This is a genomic window from Haloarcula salina, assembly GCF_049603855.1.
Taxonomy (GTDB): domain Archaea; phylum Halobacteriota; class Halobacteria; order Halobacteriales; family Haloarculaceae; genus Haloarcula; species Haloarcula salina_A.
The window spans coordinates 966502-989864 of record NZ_CP187146.1; the positions used below are offsets into that span (position 1 = coordinate 966502).

The 23363-nt window shown below is 67.8% G+C and carries 29 protein-coding genes; 9 read left to right on the top strand and 20 right to left on the bottom strand.

What is annotated here, in order from left to right; translation table 11 throughout:
* Nucleotides 1-129: 129 nt before the first annotated feature.
* On the bottom strand, nucleotides 130-657 hold the full coding sequence (locus ACOZ4I_RS04955) for a DUF1102 domain-containing protein (RefSeq protein ID WP_424003626.1): 528 nt from the start codon (nucleotides 655-657) through the stop codon (nucleotides 130-132).
* Between the two features lie 321 nt (nucleotides 658-978).
* Between ACOZ4I_RS04955 and ACOZ4I_RS04960 the strand changes: the two genes are divergently transcribed.
* Together ACOZ4I_RS04960 and ACOZ4I_RS04965 are read left to right on the top strand one after the other, a co-directional pair.
* A complete protein-coding gene (locus tag ACOZ4I_RS04960; protein ID WP_424003628.1) occupies nucleotides 979-1566 on the top strand; it encodes a DUF7344 domain-containing protein in 588 nt (195 codons plus the stop codon).
* The gene (locus tag ACOZ4I_RS04965) at nucleotides 1563-2015 is read left to right on the top strand and encodes a hypothetical protein (RefSeq protein ID WP_424003630.1); all 453 of its coding nucleotides are present in this window, start codon (nucleotides 1563-1565) and stop codon (nucleotides 2013-2015) included. Before ACOZ4I_RS04960 ends, ACOZ4I_RS04965 begins: the two co-directional genes overlap by 4 nt.
* Before the next feature lie 20 nt (nucleotides 2016-2035).
* Here the strand turns inward: ACOZ4I_RS04965 and ACOZ4I_RS04970 are convergent, their stop codons facing one another.
* From ACOZ4I_RS04970 to ACOZ4I_RS04995, 6 genes are all read right to left on the bottom strand, one after another.
* Complete coding sequence (locus ACOZ4I_RS04970; protein WP_424003632.1) at nucleotides 2036-2962, bottom strand: hypothetical protein; 927 nt, start codon at nucleotides 2960-2962, stop codon at nucleotides 2036-2038.
* Between the two features lie 68 nt (nucleotides 2963-3030).
* Nucleotides 3031-3885, bottom strand: coding sequence for a UbiA family prenyltransferase (locus tag ACOZ4I_RS04975; protein WP_424003634.1), 855 nt, complete (start codon nucleotides 3883-3885; stop codon nucleotides 3031-3033).
* A gap of 88 nt (nucleotides 3886-3973) precedes the next feature.
* A complete protein-coding gene (locus tag ACOZ4I_RS04980; RefSeq protein WP_424003636.1) occupies nucleotides 3974-4345 on the bottom strand; it encodes a hypothetical protein in 372 nt (123 codons plus the stop codon).
* A gap of 42 nt (nucleotides 4346-4387) precedes the next feature.
* Nucleotides 4388-4684, bottom strand: coding sequence for a hypothetical protein (locus ACOZ4I_RS04985; protein ID WP_162411806.1), 297 nt, complete (start codon nucleotides 4682-4684; stop codon nucleotides 4388-4390).
* Between the two features lie 70 nt (nucleotides 4685-4754).
* Nucleotides 4755-5033 (bottom strand): ArsR/SmtB family transcription factor, encoded by a 279-nt coding sequence (locus tag ACOZ4I_RS04990; RefSeq protein ID WP_424003638.1) that lies wholly within the window; start codon nucleotides 5031-5033, stop codon nucleotides 4755-4757.
* A gap of 217 nt (nucleotides 5034-5250) precedes the next feature.
* Nucleotides 5251-6372: a pyridoxal phosphate-dependent aminotransferase gene (locus tag ACOZ4I_RS04995; protein WP_424003641.1), complete on the bottom strand. Its 1122-nt coding sequence runs from the start codon at nucleotides 6370-6372 to the stop codon at nucleotides 5251-5253.
* A gap of 188 nt (nucleotides 6373-6560) precedes the next feature.
* Between ACOZ4I_RS04995 and ACOZ4I_RS05000 the strand changes: the two genes are divergently transcribed.
* Nucleotides 6561-7355, top strand: coding sequence for a spondin domain-containing protein (locus tag ACOZ4I_RS05000; protein ID WP_424003643.1), 795 nt, complete (start codon nucleotides 6561-6563; stop codon nucleotides 7353-7355).
* A 201-nt stretch (nucleotides 7356-7556) separates the two neighbouring features.
* Here the strand turns inward: ACOZ4I_RS05000 and ACOZ4I_RS05005 are convergent, their stop codons facing one another.
* The 3 genes from ACOZ4I_RS05005 to ACOZ4I_RS05015 form a co-directional block, all read right to left on the bottom strand.
* Nucleotides 7557-8720 carry a thiolase family protein gene (locus tag ACOZ4I_RS05005; RefSeq protein ID WP_424003645.1) on the bottom strand — a complete coding sequence of 388 codons (1164 nt, stop codon included), beginning with the start codon at nucleotides 8718-8720 and terminating at the stop codon, nucleotides 7557-7559.
* Nucleotides 8721-8981: 261 nt separating this feature from the next.
* Nucleotides 8982-9137: a hypothetical protein gene (locus ACOZ4I_RS05010; RefSeq protein ID WP_424003647.1), complete on the bottom strand. Its 156-nt coding sequence runs from the start codon at nucleotides 9135-9137 to the stop codon at nucleotides 8982-8984.
* A 64-nt stretch (nucleotides 9138-9201) separates the two neighbouring features.
* Nucleotides 9202-9969 carry a MarR family transcriptional regulator gene (locus ACOZ4I_RS05015; RefSeq protein ID WP_424003649.1) on the bottom strand — a complete coding sequence of 256 codons (768 nt, stop codon included), beginning with the start codon at nucleotides 9967-9969 and terminating at the stop codon, nucleotides 9202-9204.
* A 105-nt stretch (nucleotides 9970-10074) separates the two neighbouring features.
* On the opposite strand from ACOZ4I_RS05015, the gene ACOZ4I_RS05020 reads away from it, so the two are divergent.
* A complete protein-coding gene (locus ACOZ4I_RS05020; protein WP_424003651.1) occupies nucleotides 10075-10755 on the top strand; it encodes a metallophosphoesterase in 681 nt (226 codons plus the stop codon).
* Nucleotides 10756-10792: 37 nt separating this feature from the next.
* The gene (locus ACOZ4I_RS05025) at nucleotides 10793-10942 is read left to right on the top strand and encodes a hypothetical protein (protein WP_424003653.1); all 150 of its coding nucleotides are present in this window, start codon (nucleotides 10793-10795) and stop codon (nucleotides 10940-10942) included.
* A gap of 39 nt (nucleotides 10943-10981) precedes the next feature.
* Here the strand turns inward: ACOZ4I_RS05025 and ACOZ4I_RS05030 are convergent, their stop codons facing one another.
* Nucleotides 10982-12232: an NAD(P)/FAD-dependent oxidoreductase gene (locus ACOZ4I_RS05030; protein WP_424003655.1), complete on the bottom strand. Its 1251-nt coding sequence runs from the start codon at nucleotides 12230-12232 to the stop codon at nucleotides 10982-10984.
* A gap of 50 nt (nucleotides 12233-12282) precedes the next feature.
* A complete protein-coding gene (locus tag ACOZ4I_RS05035) occupies nucleotides 12283-14190 on the bottom strand; it encodes a methyl-accepting chemotaxis protein (protein WP_424003657.1) in 1908 nt (635 codons plus the stop codon).
* Nucleotides 14191-14492: 302 nt separating this feature from the next.
* Here ACOZ4I_RS05035 and ACOZ4I_RS05040 point away from each other — a divergent pair, with 302 nt between their 5' ends.
* The 3 genes from ACOZ4I_RS05040 to ACOZ4I_RS05050 all read left to right on the top strand — a co-directional run bounded on the left by ACOZ4I_RS05040 (nucleotide 14493) and on the right by ACOZ4I_RS05050 (nucleotide 17082).
* A complete protein-coding gene (locus tag ACOZ4I_RS05040; protein WP_424003659.1) occupies nucleotides 14493-15665 on the top strand; it encodes a threonine synthase in 1173 nt (390 codons plus the stop codon).
* Nucleotides 15666-15752: 87 nt separating this feature from the next.
* Entirely contained in the window at nucleotides 15753-16778 is a 1026-nt protein-coding gene (locus tag ACOZ4I_RS05045; RefSeq protein ID WP_424003661.1) for an alcohol dehydrogenase catalytic domain-containing protein, read from the top strand.
* Between the two features lie 91 nt (nucleotides 16779-16869).
* The gene (locus ACOZ4I_RS05050; RefSeq protein ID WP_424003663.1) at nucleotides 16870-17082 is read left to right on the top strand and encodes a hypothetical protein; all 213 of its coding nucleotides are present in this window, start codon (nucleotides 16870-16872) and stop codon (nucleotides 17080-17082) included.
* Between the two features lie 51 nt (nucleotides 17083-17133).
* Here ACOZ4I_RS05050 and ACOZ4I_RS05055 read toward each other — a convergent pair whose 3' ends face one another.
* The 7 genes from ACOZ4I_RS05055 to ACOZ4I_RS05085 all read right to left on the bottom strand — a co-directional run bounded on the left by ACOZ4I_RS05055 (nucleotide 17134) and on the right by ACOZ4I_RS05085 (nucleotide 20528).
* Nucleotides 17134-17757: a J domain-containing protein gene (locus tag ACOZ4I_RS05055; RefSeq protein WP_424003665.1), complete on the bottom strand. Its 624-nt coding sequence runs from the start codon at nucleotides 17755-17757 to the stop codon at nucleotides 17134-17136.
* A 63-nt stretch (nucleotides 17758-17820) separates the two neighbouring features.
* Complete coding sequence (locus ACOZ4I_RS05060; RefSeq protein WP_424003667.1) at nucleotides 17821-18579, bottom strand: proteasome assembly chaperone family protein; 759 nt, start codon at nucleotides 18577-18579, stop codon at nucleotides 17821-17823.
* 5 nt (nucleotides 18580-18584) lie between these two features.
* Nucleotides 18585-18767 carry an RNA-protein complex protein Nop10 gene (locus ACOZ4I_RS05065; RefSeq protein ID WP_424003669.1) on the bottom strand — a complete coding sequence of 61 codons (183 nt, stop codon included), beginning with the start codon at nucleotides 18765-18767 and terminating at the stop codon, nucleotides 18585-18587.
* A gap of 16 nt (nucleotides 18768-18783) precedes the next feature.
* Complete coding sequence (locus tag ACOZ4I_RS05070) at nucleotides 18784-19584, bottom strand: translation initiation factor IF-2 subunit alpha (RefSeq protein WP_424003671.1); 801 nt, start codon at nucleotides 19582-19584, stop codon at nucleotides 18784-18786.
* 1 nt (nucleotide 19585) lies between these two features.
* Nucleotides 19586-19759, bottom strand: coding sequence for a 30S ribosomal protein S27e (locus tag ACOZ4I_RS05075; protein WP_162411790.1), 174 nt, complete (start codon nucleotides 19757-19759; stop codon nucleotides 19586-19588).
* Between the two features lie 2 nt (nucleotides 19760-19761).
* The gene (locus ACOZ4I_RS05080; protein ID WP_162411789.1) at nucleotides 19762-20040 is read right to left on the bottom strand and encodes a 50S ribosomal protein L44e; all 279 of its coding nucleotides are present in this window, start codon (nucleotides 20038-20040) and stop codon (nucleotides 19762-19764) included.
* 227 nt (nucleotides 20041-20267) lie between these two features.
* The gene (locus ACOZ4I_RS05085; RefSeq protein WP_424003674.1) at nucleotides 20268-20528 is read right to left on the bottom strand and encodes a hypothetical protein; all 261 of its coding nucleotides are present in this window, start codon (nucleotides 20526-20528) and stop codon (nucleotides 20268-20270) included.
* A gap of 189 nt (nucleotides 20529-20717) precedes the next feature.
* Between ACOZ4I_RS05085 and ACOZ4I_RS05090 the strand changes: the two genes are divergently transcribed.
* Entirely contained in the window at nucleotides 20718-20990 is a 273-nt protein-coding gene (locus tag ACOZ4I_RS05090; protein ID WP_424003676.1) for an HAH_0734 family protein, read from the top strand.
* Between the two features lie 45 nt (nucleotides 20991-21035).
* On the opposite strand, the gene ACOZ4I_RS05095 is transcribed toward ACOZ4I_RS05090, so the two are convergent.
* Nucleotides 21036-23354, bottom strand: a complete 2319-nt coding sequence (locus tag ACOZ4I_RS05095; RefSeq protein ID WP_424003678.1) for a DUF2298 domain-containing protein — start codon at nucleotides 23352-23354, stop codon at nucleotides 21036-21038.
* Nucleotides 23355-23363: the final 9 nt, after the last annotated feature.

Sequence of the window (23363 nt, forward strand, 5' to 3'; positions counted from 1 at the left end):
CGGTCGTGAGTCAGGTGGTCACCGCCGAGTCGAGATTGACCGTGTCAGTCCACCGGCGCGAAGGCCATTCCATCAAGCCGCTGTTCGGGATGGGTGACTCAGAAACTGTGTGACGAGTCGTTCATGGGTTCAGTTCGCGGTGATCGTGAGGGTCCCACCAGCACCGCCACCGATTTCGCTATCGCCGTCACCAGGTTCTTCGACGACAGCGACATCTAGCACTGCGGTTTCACCGGCTCCCATGGTCGGACTGCGGACGGCGACGTAGATGCCTTCGCCGTCGCTCAGGTCGACGTTAGCTACGTCTGAAACTCGCTGGACGTTCCCGCCGTCACCCTGAACAGAGGCGGTCAGCGTGTTCGGACCCTGATTGGTGATGATGACGACGCCTTGTGCCCGAGTCACGGCGTCGTAGTTGAACGCAGAGCCTCCGTTGCCGTTGTTTGACGGTCCTCCGAGGTCGATGACCAATTTGCCGTTGTTGTCGGTGACGTAGTCGCCGTCGCCGTCGAGTTTCAGGTACGCCGAGTTGTCGCCGGTGGTCTGCACGGAGACACCCCGTTCTGCCTCGACGAACGAAAACGCACCAGTACCCATTGCGGCCGCCGAACCGGCGGCGAGCGATCCCATTCCGACGAGGAATTTGCGTCGTTGCATGGTCGTAGGTTCTCCGTGCACGCCCGAGCGACAGGTCCCGAGACCGACACCACGGCGAGGGCGCACGTAGAATGCCACGCCGTGCCATGTCTTTGGTATACACAGGGACCACAGCGCAAAGGGGGATTTCGCCGCTGGAATCGATGATTGGTGTGCGCAAAGAGATTCTATGCCGGACTAATCAGGCCTTACCAGCCATGCCCTCCAAATAGCGGGAACATCACTATTGATAGTTTTGAATTATATTGAGGTGTAACTTGGCTAACTATATCTCTGGGATACGAGGGGACGGTGCGGTTGCGGAGTGGTGGACATCATCGTATGAGTGAGGCACTATTAGACTCGTCTCGGGCACGTGGTGGACAGGACGGAAACCGAGGGCTGACGGAGGAACAGGTATTCGAAGTGCTGAGCAATACGCGGCGACGGTACGTCTTTCACTATCTGAAGCAACAGCAACGGGAGGTCTATCTCAGGGAGCTCGCCGAGCGTGTGTCCGCCTGGGAGAACGAGAAGCCGATTCCAGAGCTCACCTCGGCGGAGACCAAGCGAGTGAAGACGGCGCTCCATCAGCATCATCTGCCGAAGATGGACGATGCCGGGTTTGTGCGGTACGACTCGATCCGAGAGACGGTCGAACTCGACGACCGAGTCGCCGGTCTGCAGGTGTACCTGGACGTAGTTCCGGGGGCCGACATCCCGTGGAGCCTCTATTACATGGGGCTTGGCGGTGTCGCGGTCGCGCTCTCGGTGGTTTCGTGGGGGAATCTGTGGCCGCTTTCCGGCGTGTCGCTTGCGATGGCCGTCTCGGTGGCACTGCTGCTCTCTGCCGGCGTTCACACGTTCCTGAACTACTCTCGTCTCAGACTCGGCAGTACAGAGGAACCCCCGGAGGTGAACCGGCGGTGAACCTCTGGCAGGTGACCCTAGCGCTTGCGGCACTCTCCGCGTCGACCGCCCTCGTCGCTCAGACGGGGGCATACTCTGCGGTATCGGCCGAACGAGAGGTACGCGTCGCCGTCGTCGACGACGAAGAGGCGCTCGTCGGGATCCAAACGCGGCCGGTCGCTGTCGAGCGTAATTCGTCGGCGAACGTCACGCTCGCTACCGTCTCGAACAGATTCGACAGTCCGATCGAAATCGGCACGACGGCGACTGAGGCCGCTGCCGACCGTCGACTGACCCTCACATCGGTGGCCGCGCCGGATTCGCTCGGAAGCGGTGAGCGAGCGTCCATTTTGGCCACAGTCTCCTGCGCGAACGCGACCACTGCGACGGCCATCACTGTCACCGTCACTGCGACGGGAGCTGGAACCAGCGTCGAACTCCGCCGGAAACTGGACGCCCAGTGCGTCTGAGATCCGGACCCGTATCGGCATTATTCCGACAGCAGATCCCGCAGTGTCCGCCGGAGATCCTCGCTGCCGGGGCTCTGGGGGACCTGGCCGAGCACGTCCCGCCCGAGCCGGTCCAGGGCCTCGGCGACCGAGAGTCGGTCGAGCAGACTGCCGTACTTCAGGGCGACGCGCGGCGACACGTCGAACAGCAGGTCGTGCTTGCCGATGGCCGAGTGCGTGATCGAGAGGATTTCGACGGCGCGGTCGACGAACTGCGCCCTCACTTCGTCGTCGCCGTATTCGTCCAGCGCCGACCGCAGGAACCCTTCGAGTTCGGACTCACGGGCCTGGAGCCTTGGCGGCTCGTCGAGCAGCGTCGTCGCGTCTGGCAGTTCCGGGACCATCCCAGGTCGCGGCGCGTACGAGAGAACCGCACCGGTCAACGGCGTCGTCGCGGCGGGCAGGGGGGCTGACAGCCGCTTCGATGGGGTAGTGTCCGTGAACACGACGTGGAGATTCGACGGCTCGCCCCGGACCGGCCGATCCCAGCCGTCGGGGGAGTGTGCGTATCCGCGGCGGACGGCCTCCCGGAGCGTCCGCGAGACCGGGCCGCCCTCGCTGCGCAGTTCGAGGTGGAGGACGACGGGGCCGTCGCCGCTTTCGTCGACGATCTCCCACAGCGCCGGGACCGCGTCACCGGCCATCGCGGAGAGCTCGTAGCAGGGACAGCCGCGCTCGTCGGCCAGGAGCCGTGCGAGCGACCCGCCGCGCCACCCCGTCAGGTCGGCGACGTAGAGCCACGGGAGCGAATGGATTGGGCCGTAGGCGGCGTCCCCGGTCCCCGCCTCGACAGTGTCGGGGACCCCGTCCAGATACCCCTGGATCGACCGCAGTTCTGGCGCGAAGTAGTCCCTGGTCGCGGCCGGCGGTGCGGTCGAGAGGCGGCGGTGGTCGGCGACGGAGGTCATTGTGGGGCCAAGGGCCGGTTGGCGGAAAACAGTGGCGAGGCGGGCGTCGCGGAGTTGCCCTCCGGAGCCTACCCCAGTGGCCGGAACCAGACGGCCGCAACGAGGACGGCCAGCAGGAGATAGGACCCGCGTATCAGCAGCATCGTCGCCGTCTGGGGGTCGGCCCGCCGGGCGAGCGCCGCGACGGCACCGAACGCGATTGCGGCCGCCGCGGCGCTGGGCGGAACCCCCGGGAGGGCACCGGCCAGGGCGACGACGCCGAGGAGTCCGACTGCGAACAGGCCGAGCGCGAACCGGCGCGCGCGCCGCCGCCCCAGCACGACGGCGACCGTCCGCTTCTCGATGGAGCGGTCGTAGTCGTAGTCCTGCTCGTCGTCGATGATCTTGACCCCGGTCAGCAGGACGAGGAACACGGCGGCCAGCCCGACCGCCCGCGGCGTCAGCGTCGTCGCTTGCGCGTAGTAGCCGCCGAGCAGCGACAGCGCGATGCCGGTCGGGTAGCCCATCGTCGCGCCGACCGGATTCGTGTCCAGTTGCGGCGCGTGCGTGTAGCCGATGGCCCACGTGGGGAGCGTCACCAGCGCCGCGCCCGTGCCGACGAGCAGCCAGAGCCCGGCCGTACAGGTAGCGAAGCCGACGCCCGCACCGGCCAGCGCGAGGCGACAGCCGCCGCCGGTCAGCGGGTGGTCGTCGTCCTCGCCGCGGACGTGGAAGTCGACGTAGCCGTCCTTGACGTGGGCGGTGTAGACGGCGAAGAACATCGCCCCCGCGTGGAGCGCGGCCACGGGCGGCCAGAATCCGCCAGAGAGGAGGCCGCCGAACAGCGAGGTGGCAAGCGGCGGCAGCATGAACACCGGGTGGACCTGCGAGGCCAGCGCCCGGCCGGTCGCGAGCGCGCCCGTGTCGTGTCGGCTGACTGCCATGCCGAACGAACGGACGGGTGTGGCAAAAAGACTCGTCCGCGTTGGTTGGGTACTTCCGGCGACCCGGACGTAGCCCCGGGGCCCGCCGTCACCGCCAGTTCGAGCGGTCCAGCACGAAGCCCGAGATGTGCGAGGCCAGTTCCCGGGCGGCGTCTTCGGTGTGGGCGTGGAGTTCGCCGGAGACCGGGCCGGCCTCGCCGCCGACGCTCTCGGTCTCGGAGATGGGGTCCGTCGTGGTGGGGTACGGGCGACGCGACCGGACCCGGTCGCGCAGTTCCTGGACCGTCGCGTCGGACAGTTCGTACTCCAGATGCTGGAGATCGTACCGGACGATGTAGCCGCGCCGGGCCTCGCGGACCGCCAGCACCGGTTGGCCCCGGTCCCGACAGCGCACCCAGATCGCACGCTGTTGCTCGCGCGTCGCGTACACCGGGACGTTCGACGGAGCGAGGTGTTTCATCCACCGGCAAATACGGGCCGGAGCGGTATTACCTTTCGGCAGTCACCGTAGCGTCGCGTAGCTCAGGACGGCGATGGCGACGAACTGCAGCGCCCGGAGGACGAGGACGGCCTGCTGGACGTGCGGGTCGCCGGCGTAGAAGCTCTGCATCGAGAAGAAGAAGTAGACGGCGACGGCGTTTTCGGCGAGCATGGCGACGGCGAACGCGAGCAGGCCGGCGACCAGCCCCGTCCGAAACGTCGCGTAGTTGCGCACCCAGACGCCCACCAGCGGGAGCAACAGGAGGACGTTGACGGCCGCGAGGGCGGCCGCAGCGGTGATGAGCGGTCCCATCGCCATCAGCGGCGCACCTCCCAGTTGCCGGAGTTGGTGTGGCCGGCCGTCGTCACGGCGTGTCGCGCTCGCCCGGTCATTCGTCCATCTTCTCCACGATCTCTTCGAACGTGTCGCGGTAGTTGTCGAAGCGGTCGGTCAGGAAGTACAGTTTGGCGTAGTTCTCGTCGCCGGACTCGACCACGCCGTGCTCTTCTAGCTGTTCCATGTGGTGGCGGATCGTCTTGTAGCCCACGTCGAGTTCGTCGGCGAGTTCGTTCGCGTTCATCGGTCGATCCGAGAGTGCGTCGATGATGCGCGCTCGGTTGGCGCCGCCGCGCGTCGCCGTCAGCAGATACCAGAGCGCTTTCTCCATCCCACTGTCCTCCCGAGAACTGCGTCGGCCCGTTTTATAGTCCTGTCTCTCCCCGCCGAACAGCCCGGATCCGGTTTCGTTCGCATGTGACACGGTGGATTGTCGGAGACAGGGCAGCGACCGACATAACCGTTCTTCGCACTCCCTTCCGAGACTGTTCCAAATTCGGGTCCAGTGTCGGCGGACCGACAGTGGGTCAAGCGGCTCCGTTCCGGGCTCAGCGCAGCGCGTCGGTCGCCTCGGCCATGATCTCGATGGCCTCCTTCAGCGTCTCCATGTCCGTCGCGTAGGAGATGCGAGCGTAGCCCGCACCGTGTTCTCCGAAGGCCTCGCCGGGGACGACGACGACGCCGCGGTCGATGACCTCGTCGACCCATCCCTCGGGGACCTTCGGCATTGCGTAGAACGCGCCCTTCGGTGTGGGACAGTCGAGTCCCATGTCGTCGAGGCCGTCGAGCAGCACGTCGCGTCGCTCCTCGAACGCCTCGCGCATCTCCGTGACGGGGTCCTGCGGGCCAGAAAGCGCCGCCTCCGCGGCGTACTGCGCCGGAGCCGAGGCGCAGGCCTGGGCGTACTGGTGGACGCGCAGCATCCGCTCGATGCGGTCGTTCGCGCCGGTGACCCAGCCGAGTCGCCAGCCCGTCATCGAGTACGCCTTCGAGCAGGCGTTGACCACGACGACGTTCCCCGACTCGCTGAACTCCGCCGGCGAGCGGTGCTCGCCCTCGAACACCTGGTGTTCGTACACCTCGTCGGAGACACAGAGCACGTCGTGCTCGTCGGCGATGCGGGCGAACTCCCGCATATCTTCCGGCGACTGCACCGCACCCGTCGGGTTGGCCGGCGAGTTCACGACGAACGCCGCCGTGTCCGCCGTGATGGCATCCTCGACCGTTTCGGGGGCCATCGTCAGGTCCTCGCGCAGCGGGACCGGCTTCGGCGTCCCGCCTGCGAGGTGCGTGAGCGCGTCGTAGGAGACGAATCCGGGGTCGGGGAAGATGACTTCCTCGCCCTCGTCGACGTGAGCCTCCAGCGCGATGTGGAGCGCTTCGCTGCCGCCCGACGTGGCGATGATATCTTCCGGATCCACGTCGAGGTCGTTGTCCCGAGCGTGTTTGGCCGCGATGGCCTCGCGAAGGGTCTCGGTCCCCTTGTTCGACGTGTAGGCATCGACCTCGCCGCTTCGAATGGCCTCGACCGCCGCCTCACGGGCGTGGTCCGGCGTCGGGAAATCCGGCTGACCGAGTCCGAGGTTGATTGCGTCCTCGCCCGCCGCCTCGAACACCTCGCGGATGCCGGAGATCGAAACCTGCTCGACTCGTCGAGAGAACCCTGTCATACTCTCCCTGCGGGGGGCCGGCCCGATTAATCTTCCCGATTCCGCGAGCCGCGTACCAGCGGCTCACCCGGCCGCCCGAATCGGGCCGAACTGGTCACAGAGTTGGTAGCGTTTCGACCGACAGTTGGAAATATTGATATGTCACCTCTCAACGATGTTTCCGGCGTCCCACCCGGGACAGAGACGACATGTCTTCCGACGAATCCACAGACGCCGACGCCCGCTGGAGTCGCCGAGGGTTCCTGGCCGCGGGGACCGCGGTCGGTCTCGGTGCCATCGGCATCGGCGCGACGGCGGCACAGAACGACGCACAGTCGACGAACAGGACGTTCACGGTCCGCATCGAGAACGTCTCCGACGGATCGACGCTCGACACCACGGACGGGGCGAAGCCGATCCCGCTCTCGCCCGGCGCGTACGCGGTCCACACGCACGACGAGCCGATATTCTCCTCGGGCCATCCCGAGCGCGACAACGGCCTCGAAGAGGTCGCCGAGGACGGGATGCCCGGCCGCCTCGCGGAGTCCCTGCACGCTCGCGACACCGTCCTCGAAAGCGGCGCGTTCACGACCCCGGTCGGTGCCGACGGCCCAGCGCCCATCGGTCCCGGCGACGCCTACGAGTTCACCGTCGCGGCCGAGAGTGGCCGCCCGACGCAGTACCTCTCGCTGGTGACGATGTTCGTCCAGTCCAACGACCTGTTCTACGCCCTCGGCGGATCAACCGGGATGGCGCTGTTCACCGGCGACGGGAACGCTCCGGTGGCCGGCGACGTGACCGATCGGGTCGGCCTCTGGGACGCCGGCACCGAGGTCAACGAGGAACCCGGCGTCGGGGGCGACCAGGCCCCGCGCCAGCGCGGTGCGAGTATCGGACTCGTCGAGCGCGGCACCGTCGCGCCCATCGCCGCTGTCAACGGGTACGACTACCCGGCGACCGAGGACGTGATCAAGGTGCGGATCACGCCGACCGACATCGAGTGAAAACTGGCGAGAGCGACCGGAACGGTGGACTCGCCGCCCCTGGTGTCCCCCATGGCGTATTTTATCGGACGACCGACATCACTACTGCGCCGCCACCGCCGACGCTCACTCGCCTCGGCGCTGACGGGTGCTCAACGAATGACCGACATTGCAATCGCGCCGCCACCGCCGACGCTCACTCGCCTCGGCGCTGACGGGTGCTCAACGAATGACCGACATCGCAATCGCGCCGCCACCGCCGACGCTCATCCCCACCACGCCGCGGTGATGATCTTCTCGCTCCATCGCGTACAGCATCGTCGTCGTGAGGATGCCGCCGCTCGCCCCGATGGGGTGGCCGAGCGCCACTGCGCCGCCCAGGGGATTGTGCTTCTCGGTCGGAATCCCGAGTTCGTCGGCGACGTAGACCATCTGGGCGGCGAAGGCCTCGTTGAGTTCGAAGTGGTCCACGTCGTCGACCGCGAGGTCGTTGCCCTCCAGCAGTTCCTCGACGGCGTCGGCGACGGCCAGCGAGAACTCGGCGGGGTCGCGGTAGGCGACGGCGTAGTCCTCGACGTGGGCCATCGGTCCCATCCCCTCGCGCTCGACCGTCTCTGCGTCGGCGAGTAACACCGCACCCGCGCCGTCCGAGAGCTTGGAGGCGTTCCCGGCGGTGATCGTGCCGCCCTCGACGAAGGCCGGCGGTAGCGTCGCCAACTGCTCGACCGTCGTGTCGGCCCGCGGCCCCTCGTCTTCGGTGACCAGCTCGTCGGCGGTCTCGACGGGGACCAGTTCCTCGCCGAACGTCCCCGACTCGATGGCGTCGGCGGCGCGGTGGTTGCTCCGGCGAGCGTACTCGTCCTGGGCCGTGCGACCGATGTCGTACTCGGCGGCGAGTTCCTCGGTCAGCGTGCCCATGTGGGCGTCGTACTGCCTGTCCCACAGCGAGTCCCAGATCATCGCGTCGACCAGTTCGCTGTTCCCGTGTCGGCGGCCACCGCGCATATCGGGTACGAGGTATGGCGCGTTGGACATCGACTCCATGCCGCCGGCGATACAGGTCGCGGCGCGGCCCGCCTCGATGCGGTCGACGGCGGTCGTGATCGCCCGGAGGCCCGAGCCCGACGCCTCGTTCAGCGTCGTCGCGGCCACGTCGTCGGGAAGCGGCGACTCGACGACGACCTGTCGGGCGGGGACCTGGCCCACGCCGGCCTGGACGGCGTTGCCGAGGCCGACCCAGTCCAGCACGCCGTGGTCGAGTCCGGTGCGGTCGAGCAGACCCTCGACGGCGGCACACCCTAGGTCGACGGCCGTTCGCCCGGAGAGCGCCCCGAGGAGTTCGCCGTGTGCGGTGCGTGCGCCGTCGACAAGGACCACGTCGGTCATGGCGCATACATGACGCCCGTCCTACAATACTGTTCGGCCGACGGCAGTGTACCGTGGCCGTGAAATCGATGGACCGGGAGGATTACGCGCTCGGAAGCCCCCGCGGTCTCGACTCCCGGGACTCGCTGTGGGCCTCGGCGCTCACTGCGTTCGCGCCTGCGGTCCTTGCGTCGTCCGGGTTCGCCGAGAGCGCGGCCCCTTCTATCCCGCCCCGAGGGTGGGTCTCCGGTCGGCACCCGCGTACTACCCAGACTGTGCCCGTTACTCCTCGGCGGCGGTCCGCAGTTCCTCGATGGCCGCTTCGAGTCTCCGAAGCGTCGCGTCGGCGTCGCTGTACCCCTGCTCGTACTCGCTGTAGGCGCTGTCTGCCTCGTTCAGGAACACTTCGACGGCGGTCTCGATGTCGTCGTCGCTCATGGCTCGGCCGACGGCGGCCGGCGGGAAAAGTCTCTCCACTCGGTGTGACTGCGGTCTCCTCGCCCTACTGGGTCACGTCGTAGGAGACGCTCGCGTCGCGGAGCGCGTCGGTCACGCGCCCGACTGTGTCCTGCGTCGCGACGACCACGGCGTCGAGGCCGCGGGAGGCAGCGTCCGCGGCCACCTCGCCGGCGGCGAAGTGGGTCGTCGGTTCGACGCCCGCGTCGCGGAGCGCAACGACGGCCTCGACGCCCGCGGCGGTGACGATCGGCACGTCGGCGCAGGCGGCCGCGATTCCCTCGAGGTCCTCGACCGGACCCGAGCGGACCGGCGGGACCTGGATGACGCTGACGTGGCCGGGGTCGAGGTCGATGACGCCCTCGAACCCGGTGACGCCGACCACCTCGCCCGCCTTCGCGCTCGTCGTCGTCACGCCCGTGGCGTCGCCGCCGCCCGGGTCGGCGTGGAGCAGGCCGTCGGTCAGCGAGAGCGTGACCGTCTCGCCCTCGTCGACGTCGGCCGTCGCGATGGCGGCGTCCTCCTGGACGCTCCCGAGCACGTCGTCGGTGACGTGGTCGACGAACCGGCGCACGTCGGTCGCGGACTGGAACACCCAGTCGACGCCCTCCTTCGTGACGCGATAGCGCGACCGGCCCTCCTTCTCGACCAGCCCCTCGTCGACGAGTTCGCGGATGTACTCGCTGACGGCCTGGCTGGTGACGCCGACGGCGTCGGCGATCTCGCCCTGACTCACCGCGGGCTGGCGCTCTGCGATCTCCACGAGGACCCGAAACCGCGTCGCGGCCCGCTTGTTCTCCAGGACGTCGACCATACAGGACTCACGGGGGTCCCCGGTAAAAATACCACCGACAGCGTCAGGGTGGCTGCCGCGGTCGTAGCGCGCGATATATCCGTCCCCGGCACTGACGGGACGGCGATGACCGACGCGTACGACGACCGGGCACTCGTCGTGGGGGACACGCTCGTCGTCGCCGACCTCCACGTCGGCCGCGGCACGGGCGGCTCGCTCGAACTCCCGGTCGGCTCCAGTTCGGACGTGGTGGAGCGGTTTCAGAGGCTCGTCGACCGCCACGAGCCCGCGGAGGCCGTCGTCGCCGGGGACCTCCTGCACTCGTTTCAGACCGTGCCCCGGACGGTCGAGAGCACCGTCGCCGGCCTGAAGCGGGCCTGCCGCGAGGCCGGCGCGCGACTACTGGTGACGCCGGGCAACCACGACACGATGCTCGATTCGGTCTGGGACGGCCCGACCGTGCCCGAGTACCGAGTCGGCAACGCGGTGGTCTGTCACGGCCACGAGGCCCCCGAGACCGACGCGGACCGCTACGTCGTCGGCCACGACCACCCGACCATCCGCATCGAGGGCCAGCGTCGGCCCTGTTACCTCGTCGGTGCCGACCAGTACCGAGGGAGCGAGGTGGTGATGCTCCCGTCGTTCAACAGGCTGAACGCGGGCGTCGAGGTCAACGACATGCGCGCCGGCGACTTCCAGTCGCCGCTGATCACCGACGCCGACCGACTGGAGCCGGTCGTCTGGGACGAGAGCGGGCGCGAGACACTGTCGTTCCCGCCGCTGGGCGAGTTTCGGCGCATGCTATAGCGGTAGGTATTTGAGCCACGACGGTGGACGCTGGAACATGGTTCAGACACAGATCGCACTCGGCCTCATCGCGGTTACGCTGCTCGCGCTGGTGCTGATATACTTCGCGACCATCAAGTACGTCTCTGAAGTGCTCTACGAGGAGCACGACGAGGGAAACACGAGTAGCGGCGGCCGGGCAGCGTAGGCCGCCGCAGCGACCCGACGTTCTTCTCTCCACCCGTCGTCACTGCAACAGGTCAGCGGCGACTTTGCCGCTCTCCAGGGCCCCCTGAATCGATGACCAGCGGGTGTAGTCCCCGGCCAGCACGACGGGCCCGTCGGGTGCCGTCGGCTCGGGAAGCGAGCGGCGAAAGCCCGGTGGCTGGGCGAACTGCGCGAACGGGATGCGGTCGGTCCGACGCAGTTCGAGCGCATCGAAGCTCGCCTTCGGATACCACGACCGCAGAGCCGCCCTGATCTCGTCGGCCAGTTCCTCGTCGCTCTCATCCGGCGTCCCGAGGAACGTCGCGCCGTACAGTTCCATGTCTTCTGGAGCGTACTCGCTCGCGACGGCCGACAGCGGCGCGACGGTGTTCGGCCGGTCGTCGGCCGCGTTGAGGACGATTCGCTTGCCCGTGTCCGGGGCCCGACTGCTCGGCAGTGAGAAGTACTGCGTGACACAGCCCAGTGCCTCGGTCGGAATCGCGTCGACACCGGTCAGCTCCGTCGCCGATTGCGGGTCCGTAGCCACGACAGCGCTCTCGGCGGTGACGGTCTCGCTCCCGGCCTCGACGGTCACCTCGCCGTCGTCGGCCTGCAGGTCGGTGACTGCCGCGTCCGTCTCGATGGTCGCGCCGGCCGCCCGCGCCCGGTCGGCGAGCTGTCTGGGTATCGCCTGCATCCCGCCGGCCGGGACGAATATCTCGCCCTCGGTGAGCATCTTGTAGGTGTACTCGAAGACGGCGCAGTCGGTTTCGAGCGACCGGTCGAGGGTGATGCCGCCGTAGAAGGGCGCGGCGAAGCGCTCGACGAAGCGCCGGGAGAAGCCGTAGTCGGCGAGGTAGTCGGCGATGGTCGACCCGCCACGGGCGAGCAGTTCGACCGGCTCGACGTCCGCCAGTTCGCGCTGGAGGCGAAACAGCCTGAGCTTGTCCGCCGTCCGCACGTCCGTGTTGAACAGCGTCTGGGGCGCGGCGGTAGGGTTCCTGAGCGGGTCCGACAGCACTGAGCGGTGATTCGGCGCGGCGATTGTCGCCCCCGGCGTGAATGGCCGGGGAGCCAGCGCCTCGACGTCGAGTTCTCGCTTCGCCGCGGGGTAGGCGCTGAACATGACCTGGAAGCCGCGGTCGAAGGTGTAGCCGTCCCGCTTCTCGGTTCTGACGCGCCCCCCGACCTCGTCTCGCTCCTCGAACACGGTCACGTCGCGGCCCGCCTCGGCGAGGTGACGGGCGGCGACCAGTCCGGCGAGACCGCCGCCGCCGACGACAACTGTCATGTCTCACCGTTCGGATGCTGCGGACAAGAGCGTGCTGGACCGCGGGCGACCTACGTCGACCGCGCGTCGCCGACGGAGAACCCCGACAGCAGCGTCCGGAGCTCCTCGGTGCGCTCGTTCAGCGACTCCACGTTGGCGCTCACCTGCGCGATGGCCGCGGACTGCTCCTGGGCGGTCGCAGACGCGCGCTCCGCCTCGTCGGCCGTCTCGCGGCTGATGTCGGCCACCTCGTCGACCATCGACACGGCCTCCTCGGTGCTCGCGGCCTGGTCGTCCGTCGTGTCGCTGATCTCCTGGATACCCCGATCGGTCTCCTCGGCGTTCGCAGCCACCTGCGAGAACACGTCGACCACGTCCTGCACCGCCGTCACGCTCTCGTCGACGTGTCGGCCGGCCGCCCGCGCCTCTTCGACCGTCGTCTCGGTCTGGTCCTGGGTCTCCTCGATGAGCTGTTCGATCTCAGAGGCCGACTCCTGGGTCTCCTCGGCCAGTTGCTTGACCTCGTCCGCCACCACGGCGAACCCGTCGCCGCCGGCCGTGCCGTCGCCGCTGGCCCGCGCCGCCTCGATGTTCGCGTTGAGCGCCAGCATGTTCGTCTGCTCTGCGATGTCGCCGATGAGCCCGATGATCTCGCCGATCTCGCCCATCTGCTCGTCGAGCGTCTCGACGTTCTCGATGGTGGATTCGATCGTCCGTTGGACGGCCTCCGCACCCTCGATAGCCTCCTGTGCCGTCGTCTCGCCGTCCTCAGCGATGGTCGCCGTCTCGTGAGAGGTCTCGGCGACCGTCTCGGCGGACGCAGCCACCTCCTCGACCGTGGCCGATAGCTCGGTCATTTCGCCGGAGACGGTCTGGAGCGTCTCGCGCTGCTCCGCGGCGCCGTCAGCGATCTGCTGGATCGCGTCGCTCACCGTTTCGCTGGCCTGCTTCGCCTCTCTCGACCCCTCGCTTGCCTCCTCGCTCGCGGTCGTCACCTCGCTGGCGAACGACTGGATCTCCTGCATCGCCGCCTCCGTCTCGTCCATCATCTCGTTGAACGACTCGGCGATTTGCGCCATCGCGTCGCTATCCGTTTCGGGGTCGACCCGCACGGCGAGGTCGCCGGCCGCTGCCTGTGCCATCGTCTGGCTGTAGGCGTTGGCCGCGTCTTCGAGGTCCTGGTTCAGCTGCTCGGCCTCGCGTTTCTTCACCTCCGCCTCGGCTTTCATCTCCTCCGCCTCGGCCTTGGCCCGCTCGATCTCTGCCTGTTTCTCCTCCAGATTCTCGATCTGGGCCGTCTTCTCTCGGGCCTGCTGGAGCTGTTCCTGTGCCTCCTCGCGGGACCGCTCGGTCGAGTACCAGTGCGACATCAGCGCCGACGCGAGCGCCAGGACGAACACCCCGTGGATGAGGCCCCACGCCCAGGGGTTGTTGATCGCCGCCGAGTGGTTGTACACCCGGCTCGGGTCGATCATCCCGAAGACGCCGTGCTGGATCACAACGAAGACGATGCCGAGCAGGAACGGGGCCCAGTCCTCGTACACTGCGACCACGGTCATCACGACGAAGAAGTGGAAGTGCGCTTCGATGAATCCACCCGAGAAGTGGACGAGGAACGCCGACGACGCCACCAGCCCCGTCGTGGCGAGCGCGGTTCTCGTCCGCCGGCCGAACCGCGACCAGCTGGCGAGTCCCGCGAGCGCGACGATGACGCCCAGTTCGAACAGGACCGTCGATAGCGGAATCGACGGGAACGTCGCGCCCGTGATCAGCGACTCGGTCCCCTCGTAGGTCCCCAACAGGAACAGGAACGGGACGTGCGCGAGCAACAGGATGAGGATGTTCCGATGCCGGCCACGCCACGTCTCGTCCGGAATCGTGTCTCCGGCTGGGATGTATCTAATAAAATCTCGAACCGTTTCCTCCCATCGATTTACCGGAGACAGACTCGACCCCGGACCGCTCGTAGATTCGACCATCTAGTGGCACTTGGGAAGTCTGGTCTAAAAGCGCTCTCGCGTAAATATCAAATCATATAATCTACCGAATAGGATGGGGATAAAGACTTTATGGCCACAGGTTGGCCCGTCACCATGACTCCGAGACCAGTTGGTCGGACGACCGGATGTACCGACCGCCTGCGGCCGGCACGTCCCGTAATTTCCTGCGGATCTCTCTAGCTGGCTCCCCGCCACCACACTACCAGGATATTCTGATATGTTGGGGAATAGATGGGAATGGGACCGGATAACACTTGGTCGTGCCCTTCAGAACGGAACGCATGGAGACGACTGCGGCGTTTCGCGGCCTCAGCTGTACGGCGTGTGGCGCGGCAACCGACGGCACGGTCGACCGCTGTCCCGACTGCGGCGGCGTCCTCGTCGGGGACTACGACGTACCGGATCTGACGCCCGACGACCTGCCGGACGCGTCTGGCCCGGGACAGTTCGAAGCGCTGCGGCCGTTCCTGCAGGCAGAGACGGTGAGCATCGGCGAAGGTGCGACGCCGCTGGTTCCCGTCCCCGACCTGGCCGCCGAACTCGGCGTCGAGGCGGTCTACGTCAAGGACGAGGGCCGGAACCCGACGGGCGCGCTCGCCGACCGCAAGCTTTCGCTCGCTGTCACGGCCGCGACGCGAGGCGGCGCGGAGCGCGTCCTGACGCCCTCGACCGGCAACGGCGCGCAGGCGAGCGCCGCATACGCGGCCCGCGCCGGCGTCGACTCCACGGGCTTCGTCCCCTCGCGCTGTCCGTTCCTCAACAAGGCGATGGTGAACGTCCACGGCGGCGACATGCGCGTCGTCGAGGGCCGCTACGACGACGCGGTCGCGGCGTTCGACGACGCTACCGACGAGGCCGAGGACGACTGGGCCTCGGTCGCACCCGGTCACCCGTTCCGTATCGAGGGCGCGACGGGCGTCGCCTTCGAGATCGCCGCCGAACTCGACTGGACCGCGCCGGACGCCGTCGTCCATCCGACCGGTCACGGCGAGACCGTCGTCGGCCTCGAACGAGGGTTCGCGGCCGCTGCGGAGAGCGGGCTGATCGACGCCGGGGCACGCCTCTACGCCGCCCAGCCCGAGACGACCGCCGCCATCGCGGACGCCGCGCGCGAGGGCGAGACTGAACCGGCGACCGTCGAGCGCCCGGACACCATCGTCGGCCCGCTCGAAGTCCCCGACCCCGCGGCCGGCACAGCCGCGCTCGACGCGCTCGACCGCACCGGCGGCGACGGCGTCGCGGTCCCCGACAAGGCGATCCTCCAGGGTGCCGTCGACGGCTGTGAGATGGGCCCCGAGACTGGTGCGACCGGCGGCACGGCTGTCGCCGGCGCCCGTGCGCTGGCCGAACGCGACGCCTTCGCAGCGGACGACACCGTCGTGCTGGTGAACCCCGTCGCCGGGAGCAAGGAGGCCGACCTGCTGCGCAGTCACCTCATGAGCCAGGGGATCTGAGGGCGTGGTCGGTCGGAACGGGCCCGTCGTGTCACGACACCGCACGCTTCGGTGTTGTTTAGACCGTCGTGGCACAACACTGGCCTGATGCGCGCCGCAGCGTTCAGCGAACTCACTGGCCCGGACGGCGTCTCGATCGTCAACCAACCGACCCCCGAACCCGGACGCGGTGAGGCGGTCGTTACCGTCGAGGCGTGTGCCATCAACCGCCACGACCTCTGGATCCTCGAAGGCGATTCGGCGATGGTCGACGCGGACGATCTGCCGTTCGTCACCGGCCTCGACGTCGCCGGAACCGTCGACGCCGTGGGCGAGGGCGTCACCGCCGTCGAACCCGGGGACCGGGTGGTACTCTGTCCGAACGAGACCTGCGGGACCTGTCGCTACTGCCGGGAGGGGCCAGAGAACCGCTGTGAGAACTTCTCGCTGTACCACGGCGGCCTCGCCGAGGCGGCCCGCGTGCAGGCCGACCGCCTCGTCGCGCTTCCCGAGGGCGTGGACACGGTCGACGCGGCCGCGCTGCCGACGGCCTACATGACCGCCCTGCACATGCTCCGCCGGGTCGATACCGGACCGGGCGACCTGGTGTTCGTCCCGGGCGTCACCGGCGGCGTCGGCGTCGCGGGCGTGCAACTCGCCGACACGCTCGGCGCTCAGACCGTCGGCACCTCGTCCTCTCGGACGAAACTGGACCGCGTCGAATCGCTCGGCCTGGACCACGCCATCGAGAGCACCGACCCGGACGAGATTCGAGCGGCGGTCGACGAGATCGGGCCGGTCGACGGCGTGCTCAATCACCTCGGTGGGGAATACACGCAGGTCGGCCTCGACGTCCTGCGACGCGGCGGCCGGATGGCGGTCTGTGGACGGACGGCCGGCGGCACGTCCGAAATCGACGTCCCCGACCTGTTTCTCGGCCACAAACGCGTCATCGGGAGTACGATGGGAACGCAGGGCGACCTGGAGCGACTCGTCGGACTCGTCGCCGACGGCGAACTCACCCCGGAAATCGACGAGACGTACCCGCTCGAAGCGACCGGGGCCGCGTTCGCGGCGATGCAGGACCGCGACAGCGTCGGGAAACTCGTCGTGACGCCCGACAGTACCGATTGAAGCGAGTGCCCGCGTCGACCACACTGCGTCGTGCGTCCGCCTCTCGGCAACTCCCAGAAAGAACATGTCCGCCGAGACCGAACTGTGGCGTATGGTCATTTCCACCGCATCGGTGTGGGACGAAATCGCTGACGAGCTCGCAGACGGAACGGTCATCGAGTACGAGGACGCGACTGTATACGGCGATTTCGAACAGGACCAAATCCTGCACCAGGGAGCAGTTCGCGTCCTTCCGAACGGTTGGATCGCCCTCCCGACCGGCCGGCTGCTCTCTCCCGAGGCAGTGCATCACATCGACCCGTAACTCCAGTGAGCGCCCTCAGCCGGAAGCGAGTCCGAGAACCACTGTCCGCTCTCACGACGCGCGCTGTTTCCTCGCGCCGGACGCGTGCTGTTTCGCCGTCGTGTAGGCCTCGCGGACGCGCTTGAACTCGGCCTCGGTCCCGCCGTGGTCCGGGTGGACCTCCTTGACCCGCTCGCGGTAGGCCGATTTCACGTCGTCGAGCGAGGCGCTCTGGGTGAGTCCCAGTTCTCCGAACGCCTGGACTGTCGGGTGGACCTGCTCTTCGGGGTCCGGACCGAGGTCGACCTCCGGCGTCTCGAAGGGCAGGCGCGCGCCGAGGGCCGTCCCCGGCATCTCGTGTTCGACCAGCACCGGGACCGTCGGGGAGCGCTCGATCCGGTAGTACGCCCGCGCGTCGAACGTGATGGCCACGTCGCGCTTCGGGAGGTAGAAAGCCACGTGCTGGCCCTCGACGAAGTGGTTCTCGGCGAACTGCTCGTCGATGGCCGTCAGGTACTCGCGAAGCTCGTCGCGGCGTCGCATCTCCCCGCCGTCGGTCGCCTGTCGGTTCGGCCGCTCCGCGGGGAACAGCCGTCCGGCGAGGACGAACAGGCCGGCGACGACGAGGCTTCCCGCGACGCCGAGGATCAGGCCGAGGACGAGCCACTCCGGCAGCACGCCCGGTTGCATCTGCACGCGCTCCCGTTGGGTCCGGCAGCTAAAGAAATTCTCGCTCGCGTCGGTGTACCCGCCGTCCGCTCATCCGATGTACCGGAGATCCTCGTCCGCCGGCGAGGGAGAGTTCTGCTGTTCCATCTCCTGGATCTTCCTGACGACCTCCTCCATCTCGTCGGCGCGCTCCTCTAAGGTTCCGTAGTCGACGTCGAAGCCGACCACGTCCTGCAGGATTTCGAGGACGGCCTGGGCGCTCTTGGGGTCGACGAGGTAGCCAGAGGTCTCGCCCATCATACAGCACGCGGGCACGTCGCGGCGCTTGCCCAGTCCGAGAAGGAGCCCCGAGACGCCGACGATGCCGCCGGCGGGTTCGTCCTCGCGGAACTCGACCCCGGCGTCTTCGAGCGTCTCGCGGAAGTCCTCTGTCGTGGTCGCGCCGAGCACGTCGTACTCCTCGATGAGTTCGCCCGTCGGGACGCCACCGAGCGCGAACACCTGGTCGACGCCGAAGTCCTCGGCGACGTCGAGGAACGTCGACGTGAGTCCGTAGTGGCCCTGGTTGTCCTGGGCCTGGTGGTTGCCCGAGAGAACGAGCATGTCCCGTCCCTCCTCGGGCGTGACGGCGTGGAACTCGGCGCAGGCGAGCGCCGCCTGCCCCTCGTCGATGCTGACCTGGGGCGGGAAGTGCGTCGAGTAGACGCGACGAACCAGCTCGCTGTCGAGTTCTTCGAGCAGGTGCTCGGCGGCGAGCTTCCCGACGTGGCCGACGCCCGGGAGCCCCTCGACGAGTACCGGGTCGTCAAGCTCCGGGTCGGCGACCGTCTCGATGTCGAATTCGTCCATACGGCTTATTCGCGGCGGCGGCGCTTAAGAGAACGTCGATACTCGCCGTAGGAGTCCTCCGGCGAGAATGGTGCGGGAGCGCTGTTGACCGCCTCGGCACCGCAGTCCGGGCAGGTGTCGGTGAGCGTGTACACCGGCCGGTCGTGTTCGCGCTCCCAGTCGGCGCACACGCGGATGTCCGATTTCATGCCGTCACGCGGTCGCTTACTCGTCGTCTTCGCTGCGTTCGCGGTGGAAGTCGCCCACGCCGCCGTGGTCCTCGACGACGGCTTTCGCGCGGTCCGCGCTCTCTTCGAGCGCGTCCTCCGCGGTCTTGTAGTCGGGGGCCTGCACCTGGATGCGGTACTCCGGCGACCCGACGTAGGTCACTTCGAGGTCGATCTCGTCGGGGACTTCGCCGTTGCCCTCGGCGGCCTGGAGTGCCTCCTTGATGATGTCGACCCCGGCGCTCTCGGGACAGGACAGGTCCACGTAGCCGGTGACCTGAACGTAGGGGACGGAGACGTTGTTGCGGGCCGTCTCGACGATGGCGTCGATCTCGTCCTCGGAGAGGTCCACGTCGTCGAGGGCTTCCTCGCCGTGGATCGCCGCCGCCTCGAAGCCGTCGTACATGGAGCCAAAGTCAGCGAGCAGCTCGTTGGCGATGGCGGCGTAGGTCTCGTCGTCTAAGTCCTCGCCGAAGGCCAGTTCCATCCAGTTGTCGGCCTTCTGCTCGTTTTTCCACTCCTGGATCTTCTCCTTTCGCTGGTGGTCGTTGACGTCCTTGATCGAGAGGTCGATCTGCTGGGCGCTCTCGTCGACGTCGAGCACCTTGGCAACGACTGTCTGGCCTTCGTTGACGTGGTCGCGGACGTTCTTGATCCACCCGCTCGCCACCTCGGAGATGTGACAGAGGCCGCGCTTGCCCTCGTACTCCTCGAGGTCGACGAACACGCCGAAGTCCTCGATCTCGTCGATCTTGCCGACGACGAGTTCGCCCGGTTCGGGCCAGCCGCTGTATTTCATCCTATCGTGCCTCGACGACGGCGGTCACTTCGCCTTCGATGTCGGCCTTGCCGCCCGTCGGGCGGGCGAGCGTGTGGCCGCAGACGGCACACGAGACCTCGCTCGCGGCCTTCTCGAAGAGAGTCTGTTCGTTCTCGCAGTCCGGACACTCGACGGTGAGGAAGCTTCCTGCCATGGTTACTCCTGGAACTCCAGTCGGCCGGCGCGCCATCCCTCACGGAGGTGGGCCTTGCCACACTCCGAGCAGCGGTACTTCAGGTCCGTCTTCTTGGTGGGCTTGTCGCCACCCGGGACCTTCGAGAACTTGCCGTCGTTCCCGATACCGGAGTTGCGCTCGCGCTGGCGATCGATCCACTTCATTCCGGTCTCGCGCCCGGAACGAACCTTCTCGACCTCGTGTTCGTTGTGCTCGTTGCAGTGCGGACAGTACGTATTGAAGCGTCGTGGCATCTGCATAGATATCGGCCTTACCGAGCGATTTGACGTGACCGCTTAAAACCCGTTTGGTTCGAACCGACCGCCCGCCGCCCGGATTCGCCCGTCGTGCGAACTGAACACACGCACTACGCTGTGTGTGCCCAACGCACACCAGCACTCACTCCCTCGTCGCCTCCGTCGTGTCGTCCTGCTACAGCGACCACCACACCGGCCGCCAGCGCCTGTTCCTCCCCGCGCTGTGACCGCTACTGGAACCGAGCGGACGGCCCGCTCGACTCGATTCGGACCGCGCCGAAAACGTCGTCGATCCCGGCGAACAGTTCGAGATTCACCGCTTCGCCGGCCGAGAGTGCGTCCAGTTTCGCCGCCAGTTCCTCGTCGATGTAGTCAACGACCTCGTACGTCTCGTCGGTGTCGACGTCTCGGAGTTCCATCTTCCCGCTCTCGTCCATCGGAGAGATCACGACGGAGGCCCGCTCGCACGACCGCTGCTGTTGTTTCAACATACATGACTGTCAGCGATTCCGATACATAAAGGCCGGCTATCAGGATGTTAAGCATCTAAACACTGTTCGGAATGATATAAGGTCACATTAGGACATTGACAGCCAGTCACGGGGGCCACGGCGGGCGATTCCTGCGGCGGCGCGGTCGCCTTCGAAGTCACTAAGTACGCAGTTGGCAAACGAGCGGGTATGAAGAAGCTCATCATCCACGGCGACCCGGGACTTCGCAAGGGCGGCCGCATCGAGTACGACGGCGAGGAGTACGAGGTGTTCTCGGTCAGCCGCCAGGGCGACTGGCACGGCCCCGACCGGCCCCAGCTGTGGTGTACCATCGGCTCCGAGGACGAAGAGGAGACGTTCAAGACCCAGGAGTACATCCCGATGCACCTCGACACGATCAACGCAGACGCCGAGGCCGTGACGGTGCTCCGCGAGCGCGGCGCGGCGAACGCCGAATCGTAAGCCGAGTACTGTCGGCCGACCGACGCGGTTCTCTCCGTTCTCTTCTCAGAGCTGTTCCGGGTGCACGCGATAGATGGTCACGCCGTCGGTCCGCTTCGCGACGGTGACGCCGCCCACTCGGTCGACGGTTATCTCCCCGTAGCGCTCCCGTTCTACCGGTCCGACGTAGACGTAGCGCACGTCGTACTCACGGAGGAGTCGCCGCTGGGCGGTCGCCTCGCCGGTGTAAATCGTCTCGACGTCCGCGACGCGCTCGTCGTACACGGTGGCGTTACGGTACTGCGCCTCGTGGTGCCAGCCCGCCACGGTCGGAATCCCGGTCAGGCTCGCCGGCGCGCTCGCGCCCTCGCCCTCCGCCGGGTTCCAGTGGTAGCCGGCGGGCGCGGCCGTGACGATGTTCGGCCGGCCGTCGACCGTCGCGTCGAGCCACCGGATCGCCTCGGCCTCGGCGGGGTGCTCGTCGTCCAGGTAGGCCAGCCCGTCCAGCGTCGGGTCGTCGGCGGACTCGACGTGGTTCGAGAGCGCGAAGGCACCGTACAGTGACGCCGAACAGACCAGCAGGACGACGAGCGCCCGCGTCCCGGTCCGGGTCCAGGTCCGTGCGCGCTCGCCGCTCGGCCGCCAGCGGGTCACCAGCCACACCAGCACCGGCCCGACGGCGACGCCCCAGAGCACCCAGACCTGCATGTACGTCTTGAAGACGGTGTTCATCCGGCCGATGTTCTCCCTGACGAAGACGAACTCGACGAGGAGGACCAGCCCCGCGCCCGCGAGAATCAGCACCGCCTCGAAGCCGACGGGCCGGTCGCCGCCGTCGGCCACCGCCGGGACCGCGTCGACGGTTCGGCCGATCGTCGGCGAGCGAGCGAACAGCCACGCGCCGACGAGGAGCGGCAGGAGGAGACCGACCGCGGCGACGTCGAGCGTGGCGGCGAGCGCCGCCCCGGCCACCGCGAGCAGGCCGACGATGCGAGCCGACTCCCACCCGACTGCGCGTCCCGTCTGGGCGTAGAGGTACAGCCAGAACGGGACGACGAACACGCCGTGGACGGCGAGCAGCTCGAACAGCGACGTGCGGTCCGGAAGCACTGCGATTTCACGGCCGCTGGCCGGGCCGAGCCAGAACGGGAGCGACCAGAGGAGCCCCAGCGCCAGCACGCCGACGGCGACCGCGAGCCCCATCCCGATTCGGACGCCTTCCTGTCCGGCGCTGTCGACCCGGAGCTTCCGGCCGAGGCCCCTGGGGAGCAGCGTCGTCGGATCGGCCGGCGCGACCGTCACCGTCAGGAGTGCGAGGCCGCCGATCGAGGGGAACGACCACGTGTTGGTGACGGCCATGACGCCGCCGACGGCCGGAAGCGCGCCGAACAGCAGCGCGAGCCGCCGCCACCGCTCGCTCGCCGGCGTCTGGTAGTAGCTGAAACAGAGCGCGGCGGCCAGAAGCAGGAAGCCCGTACTCATCATGTGTGCGTGGAGGTCGCCGTTGAGCCAGGCGAACAGCGGGAACTCGTCGATGACCAGCGCCGCTCCCGGCTCGTAGGTCGCGAAGTCGCCCGCCGTGTCGTCGATGACGCGGCTCGCGTCCCAGTAGCTAAAGGAGTCCGGGCCCGTCGCCAGCCCCTCCAGTTCGTACCCGGCCCGCGTCGCGACCGTCTGCCCGAGGCCGTCGGGCAGGAGCCAGATGACGAACCGGGCCGGCGTCGAGAGATTGCTCGCGAACCCGACGAAAAACGCGGTGAGGCCGGCGGCCAGTCGGCGGGGAAGTCCCCGGTCGCTCGCGACCGCACCGGCGAGTCCATACGCCGCCGTCACGAGCGTGGCGTAGAACCCGGCCAGCGCGAGGTTGTAGGCGTACTGCCCGGCCGTCCCCGTGAGCCTGGTGAGTATCGCGGCCGCGAGGTGACCGCCGTAGTAGTACGCGACCGGTTCGCCCGCGAACCACACGTCTTCGAGCGGGAGGCTGTCGGCGCGCAGCAGCGACTGCAAGAGGCCGAAGTCGAGGAACTTCTCGCCGCCGAGGGGGACGATGGCCGGGTCGAGCGCTCGGACCCACACGAGAAACAGGAACGCGAGCGCGAAGACGCCGGCCGCCTCGGCGTACGCGCGCGAATCGACCGCACCGTTCGACCGGGCCGCAACCGCTGCGCTCACGGCGAGGACCGCGACGCCGAGCCAGACGCCGACCGTCAGCGTGAGGCGACCGACGAAGTAGGTCACGAGCCACAGGACCGACACCGCGACCGGGACGCCGAGGGAGACGCCGCGGTCGGCGAACCGGGGGAACAGCGCCGTCGCGACGGTTCCGCCGGCGTAGAGCAGGAGTAGATAGCAGGCGAGCCAGAGGGCGAGGACCCCGTATTCCATCAGTAGGGG